This window comes from Enterococcus ureilyticus (assembly GCF_001730315.1).
GTDB lineage: Bacteria > Bacillota > Bacilli > Lactobacillales > Enterococcaceae > Enterococcus_L > Enterococcus_L ureilyticus.
The window spans coordinates 288,939-295,590 of the sequence record NZ_MIKC01000012.1 but is presented as its reverse complement, the minus strand read 5'-3'; the positions used below and the strand labels follow the sequence as shown (position 1 = coordinate 295,590).

The 6,652-nt window shown below is 34.7% G+C and carries 7 protein-coding genes; 4 read left to right on the top strand and 3 right to left on the bottom strand.

All coding sequences use genetic code 11. The features are described 5' to 3' along the window. Nucleotides 1-321: 321 nt before the first annotated feature. Both BCR24_RS07865 and BCR24_RS07860 read right to left on the bottom strand, forming a co-directional pair. Complete coding sequence (locus BCR24_RS07865; RefSeq protein ID WP_010761095.1) at nucleotides 322-522, bottom strand: cold-shock protein; 201 nt, start codon at nucleotides 520-522, stop codon at nucleotides 322-324. Between the two features lie 327 nt (nucleotides 523-849). After that, nucleotides 850-1,041 carry an LURP-one-related/scramblase family protein gene (locus tag BCR24_RS07860; RefSeq protein WP_069639996.1) on the bottom strand — a complete coding sequence of 64 codons (192 nt, stop codon included), beginning with the start codon at nucleotides 1,039-1,041 and terminating at the stop codon, nucleotides 850-852. A 246-nt stretch (nucleotides 1,042-1,287) separates the two neighbouring features. On the opposite strand from BCR24_RS07860, the gene BCR24_RS07855 reads away from it, so the two are divergent. Continuing rightward, nucleotides 1,288-1,890, top strand: coding sequence for an HAD family hydrolase (locus tag BCR24_RS07855; RefSeq protein ID WP_069639995.1), 603 nt, complete (start codon nucleotides 1,288-1,290; stop codon nucleotides 1,888-1,890). Between the two features lie 99 nt (nucleotides 1,891-1,989). Here BCR24_RS07855 and lepA read toward each other — a convergent pair whose 3' ends face one another. Continuing rightward, nucleotides 1,990-3,825 (bottom strand): translation elongation factor 4, encoded by a 1,836-nt coding sequence (gene lepA / locus BCR24_RS07850; RefSeq protein ID WP_069639994.1) that lies wholly within the window; start codon nucleotides 3,823-3,825, stop codon nucleotides 1,990-1,992. Nucleotides 3,826-4,142: 317 nt separating this feature from the next. Between lepA and BCR24_RS07845 the strand changes: the two genes are divergently transcribed. Genes BCR24_RS07845 through BCR24_RS07835 form a run of 3 tightly spaced genes read left to right on the top strand, consistent with a single transcriptional unit; the run spans nucleotide 4,143 to nucleotide 6,616 of the window. Continuing rightward, complete coding sequence (locus tag BCR24_RS07845) at nucleotides 4,143-5,363, top strand: GNAT family N-acetyltransferase (protein ID WP_069639993.1); 1,221 nt, start codon at nucleotides 4,143-4,145, stop codon at nucleotides 5,361-5,363. A gap of 53 nt (nucleotides 5,364-5,416) precedes the next feature. Next, on the top strand, nucleotides 5,417-5,896 hold the full coding sequence (locus tag BCR24_RS07840; protein WP_069639992.1) for a nucleoside 2-deoxyribosyltransferase: 480 nt from the start codon (nucleotides 5,417-5,419) through the stop codon (nucleotides 5,894-5,896). A gap of 42 nt (nucleotides 5,897-5,938) precedes the next feature. After that, nucleotides 5,939-6,616, top strand: a complete 678-nt coding sequence (locus tag BCR24_RS07835; protein ID WP_069639991.1) for a DUF2238 domain-containing protein — start codon at nucleotides 5,939-5,941, stop codon at nucleotides 6,614-6,616. Nucleotides 6,617-6,652: the final 36 nt, after the last annotated feature.

The following is a 6,652-nucleotide window of genomic DNA, read 5'->3' as shown; positions in this document are numbered from 1 at the left end:
TGTTTTGGCACTATTCTTTTTCAAGAAAATAGAAAAACCTAGAGGAAATTTCCTCTAGGAATCATATTAATCGATTTAATTCTTTAGATTTTCTTCACCAACATTAGTTGACAAAGAGCCAAAATCCCATCTTAAAAATAAGACGGGAAAAGGAGTTTTACTCTAAAGAGTAAAATGAAAAAATAAAAAGGGTTGTTGTTGGTATGAATTCATAATAACTTCAAATAAATGAAAGTTCAAGCAATAAGACTCGAAGACAAAATTATTCAAAAGCAAAAAAAGAACGATTCAATTTAAATTGAATCGTTCTGAAATTTTAAATTAGTTTTTTACAATGTTTACTGCTTGTGGTCCACGTTGACCTTCTTCAATATCAAATGATACGCTTTGGCCTTCGTCTAAAGATTTAAATCCGTCACCTTGGATTGCTGAAAAATGAGCGAATAAATCTGTTCCGTTATCTTGAGTAATAAAACCAAAACCTTTGTCTGCGTTAAACCATTTCACTGTACCTGTATTCATAAATGTGTTCCTCCTAGTGCTTTTAGCACGATTAATTTTTGCAATACCTTTGTGATAAAAAAAGAGGAATTAAAACACCCTTACGAATGAAATGACCTATTAATTTAAATTACAATTATACTACATTTCCTATTATATGACCTTACTGGCTGAAAGTCTACATAATTCTTTAATTATGAGAAAATACTCATTTTTATCCGTCACTCAATAGAAAATCCCATTTCATTTGAAATGGGATAAGGATAGTTATTTGTTAAGGTATTGATTTTTCAGACTTGTTAAGTCTACTATATAACAGCTATACATGCAAACATATTTTTCAAAAATCTATTTTTTTGTGTAATAAATACGATCTAACGCAATCGTTGTCAATAAGAAAGCTCTATGGTCTTGTGTGTCATCAATTTCAATATGGTACTCATCTCCATCTAACGTTAACTTTCTTTTGTCAATATCGCAAAGAATTTTATCTTGCATAGAAATAATGTTTAATCTGTTGACATATTCCCACGTCAGCATACTAAGCACTTGTTCTATTGTTTCACGACTCCAATTTAAAACTATAGGGAGAATTTAAATCGCTCATCTATAGCTATCCTTGGAATTTAAACCCGAGTAGAGATCATTACATAAATTTTCTTAAATTTTTTAAATATTCTTTATTTCACCGACTCACTATATTAAGATTAAATGAAGTAACCAATTCAGAACGATAAAAATCAGTTATTTTAAACAGTAACTTTATTTAACGAAGGAGAGTTTCAGATGATTAAAAATATTGTTTTTGATATGGGAAATGTTTTGATTTCATACAAGCCTAAGGACATGCTTAAAAAAAACCTAGCGGATGAAAATGATCAAGAAATATTGTTCAATGAGCTATTTCATTCTGTTGACTGGCTTAAATTTGATAGAGGTACTATAAGAAAAGAAGCATTCAAGGTTAACGTTTCTCATCGTGTACCTGCCCATCTAAAAAATGTAGCATTTGATCTTTTAGATAATTGGTATAAAGAGATTCATCCTATTAACGAAATGGAGTCTATCATACACGCTCTAAAAGAAGATGATTTCAACCTATATATTTTATCCAATGCGTCTTCAGATTTTCATTATTTTAAAACTAAAATTCCAAATTTTAATCAATTCGATGGAGTGTTCTTATCGTCAGACTGGAAAATGCTTAAACCGGAAAATGAAATATATCAAGCATTTTATTCCCATTTCAACTTGAATCCATCAGAATGTTTTTTTATTGATGACATGCCTGCCAATATTGAGAGTGCTTCAAATACTGGTATGAATGGGTACGTTTTTAAAAATGATTTCCAGCAATTAACCGCTACTCTTAACGCTTTAAATCAATAACCAGAGACTTTAATCAAGTAATCAAAGACAAATAAAACGACCGAAAATCACAACAACTATTTTCGATCGTTTTATTTAATTTTATCGGAATTATTATCTTTATTTCTTCGGTTCGTCCTCGTCCATTTTCAAAACTGCCATGAACGCTTCTTGCGGAACTTCCACAGATCCAACTTGTTTCATACGCTTTTTCCCATCTTTTTGTTTTTCCAACAACTTACGTTTACGTGAAATATCTCCACCATAACATTTAGCCAAAACATTTTTCCGCAACGCTTTGATTGTTGAGCGAGCAGTGATTTTTTGACCGATTGCAGCTTGAACTGGCACTTCAAATTGCTGGCGTGGAATTAATTTTTTCAACTTCTCAACGATTACTTTGCCACGTTCAAAAGCAAAATCTTTATGCACAATAAAACTCAATGCATCGACTTTCTCTGAATTCAACAGAATATCCATCTTAGACAGATTACTCTTGCGGTAACCAATCATCTCATAGTCTAATGAAGCATAGCCTTTTGTACCAGATTTCAAACGGTCAAAGAAATCATATACAATTTCTGATAAAGGCATATCGTAAATAACGTTCACGCGGTATTCATCTAAATAATCCATCGTCACAAATTCACCACGTTTGCGTTGTGAGATTTCCATTACAGCACCTACATATTCATTAGGCACCATGATCGTTGCTTTAACGTATGGTTCTTCTACAAAATCAACACTGCTTTGATCCGGAAATTCAGCTGGATTATCTACTACGATTTTCGTCCCGTCTGTTTTAGTCACATGATAAATTACGGACGGCGCTGTCGTAATCAAATCAAGATTAAATTCTCGTTCTAACCGTTCTTGAATAACATCCATATGCAGCAAGCCTAAAAATCCGCAACGATACCCGAAGCCTAAGGCCTGAGAAGACTCCGCTTCAAATTGCAACGCAGCATCATTTAATTGTAACTTTTCTAACGCTTCACGCAATTCAACATAACGCGAATTGTCGATTGGGTACAATCCGCAATAAACCATTGGATTCATTTTACGATAACCAGCTAATGCCTCTTTTGCAGGATTATTGGCTAAAGTAACCGTATCCCCAACTTGCGTATCGCGAACTGTTTTGATAGCCGCAGTAATATAACCCACGTCACCAACCATTAAAAAATCACGACTGATTGGTTTTGGTGAAAAGATCCCTACATCTGTTACTTCAAATGTTTTGTTATTATTCATCATCATGATCTTATCACCAGGCTTGACAACGCCATCCATGATCCGTACATTCAAAATAACCCCACGATAGCTGTCATAAACAGAATCAAAAATCAACGCTTTCAAAGGTGCTTCAAGGTCACCTGTCGGCGCTGGAACCAAATCAACGATTTGTTCTAAAATATCCTCAATCCCAATTCCCGCTTTTGCACTAGCTAAAACTGCATCACTGGCATCGATCCCGATTACATCCTCGATTTCTGTGCGGACACGCTCTGGATCTGCTGCAGGTAAATCGATTTTATTGATCACTGGAATAATTTCCAAATCATTATCCAAGGCTAAATAAACATTTGCCAACGTTTGCGCTTCGATACCTTGCGCTGCATCAACGACTAAAATCGCACCTTCACAAGCTGCTAAACTTCTTGATACTTCATACGTAAAATCCACATGTCCAGGAGTGTCAATCAAATGAAAGATATAATCTTCCCCATCTTTTGCTGTGTAGGTTAATTCAACAGCATTCAATTTGATTGTAATCCCACGTTCTCTTTCTAAATCCATCGCATCGAGTAATTGGTCCTGCATTTCACGATCCGAAACAGTTTCAGTTTTTTGTAAAATCCGATCAGCTAGTGTGGATTTTCCATGGTCAATATGAGCAATAATGGAAAAATTACGAATTTTCTCTTGTCGTTGCTTCATTTCATTTATATTCATTAATAGTCCTCATTTCTTTTATGAAAAGCTGTGTGAGCTTGTGATTTCATTCAATGATTTATTCGCTCATCGCTCAGATCATTTTCAATCAGCACTACCCATTATAGCAAGATTTCCACTAGAATTAAAGAACTTTCCTGTGCTTCCATGTGGCTTTTAATTATCTCATGATCTCTTTCATCATTTTACAACAAAGCAAATGAATCCATAATAGACAAACATTTAATCGCTCTTTACCATTTTTTAGTAAGTAATACTCTATTTATTCGACTTTTTTTGATATACTAGTCTTAGAAAAACTAATTGGAGATGGAAAAATGGACCAAAAAGAGTTCAAAGATAATTTAGAATTGAAAGTTGTCGACGAAAAATATGTTGATCAATTCAATGAATTGTTAAGCTATGTCTTTCAATTTACTGAAGCTGATTTAGAAGAAAGTGGCTATGAAAGTAAAAAGGAACTGATCAAATCAAAACAGCCGATTTTAGAACAGTCAAAAGTTTTTGGTTGGTTTTATGATAATCAACTCATTTCTCAAATAGCAATTTATCCTTGTGAGGTCAATATTCACGGTTCACTTTTCAAAATGGGCGGAATTACCGGTGTTGGAACTTATCCAGAATATGCCAATCATGGCTTGATGCAGGATTTGATTCATCTCGCACTGAAAAATATGCGAGAAGATAAACAATGGATTTCTTATTTGTATCCTTATAATATTCCTTATTATCGTCGAAAAGGCTGGGAAATCATGTCTGATAAGTTGTCTTTCAGAATTCGTGATACGCAGTTACCAAGACAAGTTAACATGCCAGGGATGGTAGAACGTGTAAGTGTCAGTCATGAAGATGTCTTTACTGTCTATGCAAAATTTGCCCGGCAAAATCATGGTGCCTTGATTCGTAGCGAATTTAACTGGGAAGAATACTGGCGCTTTGAAAATGAAGATGAACGAACTGCCGCCGTCTATTATGGTGCAAACCAAGAACCCTTAGGCGTCCTTTTTTACTGGGTCGCTGAAGATGTTTTTCACATCAAAGAAATGTTTGCCATCAATCAGGAAGCACGCAAAGGTTTATGGAATTTCATTGCAGCTCATTTTTCAATGATCGATTGGGTTGAAGGCGATATTTACAAAAATGAACCATTAGCCTTTTTATTAGAAGACAGTCAAATCAAAGAAACGATTGAACCCTACTACATGGCTAGGATCGTTGATGTAAAGGAAATGTTATTGGCTTACCCTTATAGCAGTACGGCAAAACCTTTTCATTTTGTAGTGAATGATCCCATTGCGGAATGGAATAACGGTGTCTTTAGTTTATTATGGGATGAAGATGATCAGGTTTCTATAACAGACGAACCACTAGGACAAGCTGTGCATATCGATATCCAAACTTTGACTTGTTTATTGATGAATTATCGGAGACCTTCTTACTTGCATCGTATCGAGCGCCTAGCGACAGATAAAGAAACCTTGAATTCTTTGGAACGGATTTTACCCGATCAAGAAGCTTACTTTAGTGATTATTTTTGATTGGTCTCATTAACTCAATAATGTGAAAAAAATTTTGCTGGAGGAAATTGCACATGAAAATCTATTTTGCTGGACCGATGTTTGCAAAAGCAGACTTACTTTATAACGAATACTTGGTTAAAAAAATTCGTGACTTAGCTGATTCAATTGAGGTCTACTTACCACAAGAAAATGGTGCGATCAATGATAAGACAGCTTATGCTGATAGTAAGATGATTGCACTAGCCGATACTGAAAAAGTACTAGAAAGTGACCTACTGATAGCCGTTTTAGATGGGCTTACGATCGATGCAGGCGTTGCTTCTGAAATTGGTGTTGCGTATGCCAAAAACATTCCAATGATTGGTCTATATACAGATACTCGCCAACAAGGTGCTGACAATCAAAAAAAACTGCAAGCTTTAGGGGATATAGCTGAAAATCAATTTCATTATCTTAATTTATATACAGTCGGCTTAATAAAATTAAATGGTTCCGTTGTAACTAATGAGCAAGATTTCTTAGACTTAATAAAAAAACAATTAGCCAAATAATTGAACGACTTGATTTAAAATACAAATAGCGGAGGCTTTTATATGAAATTAGACTTTGAGGATAAACAAGAAAAAAGTGCTTTTTATTTTTTATTAGCATTTGGTTTTATTACATTACTCGTCAACATCGTCAAAACTTTTATAGTGCAACCAACAGAACAATATGTGCTATTGACTGTTGAAATGATTGCCGGAATTGCGGTAATTTTCTTACCCTTTGTGTTTACAAAATTTACTGGACTGGTTTTCCCAAAAATGGTCCGTCTTTATTATTGGTTTTTCATTTGGATCGCAGTTTTTCTTGGGACTGGTTTACGTTTGATTATTATTGTCCCCTTTTGGGATAAAATATTGCACGCCGTCAGTCCGATTCTACTAGTAGCTGTGGGGTATGCTATCATTGGTTATTGCCTTCGTGATGCCGATTTTACTAAAGTCAGTCCTTGGTTATTTATTATTATGGGCTTTGCTTTTGCTGGTCTAGCTGGTGTTTTTTGGGAGTTTTGGGAGTTTCTTTGTGATTCACTTGGAAATATGAATTTACAACGTTATATGACAGAAGCTGGTCAACCTTACATCGGACGAGAAGCGTTGATGGATACGATGGGTGATTTATTCACAAATACGATTGGGGCATTGATTTTAACCGTTTATAGCTTTACACAACGTCACAAGCCAGAGTATTTTAAAGCTTATGCTTTCAGAAAAGTGAAGAAATAAAGTGAAAAAGGGGGCTGAGATATAACTTTTCGAGTT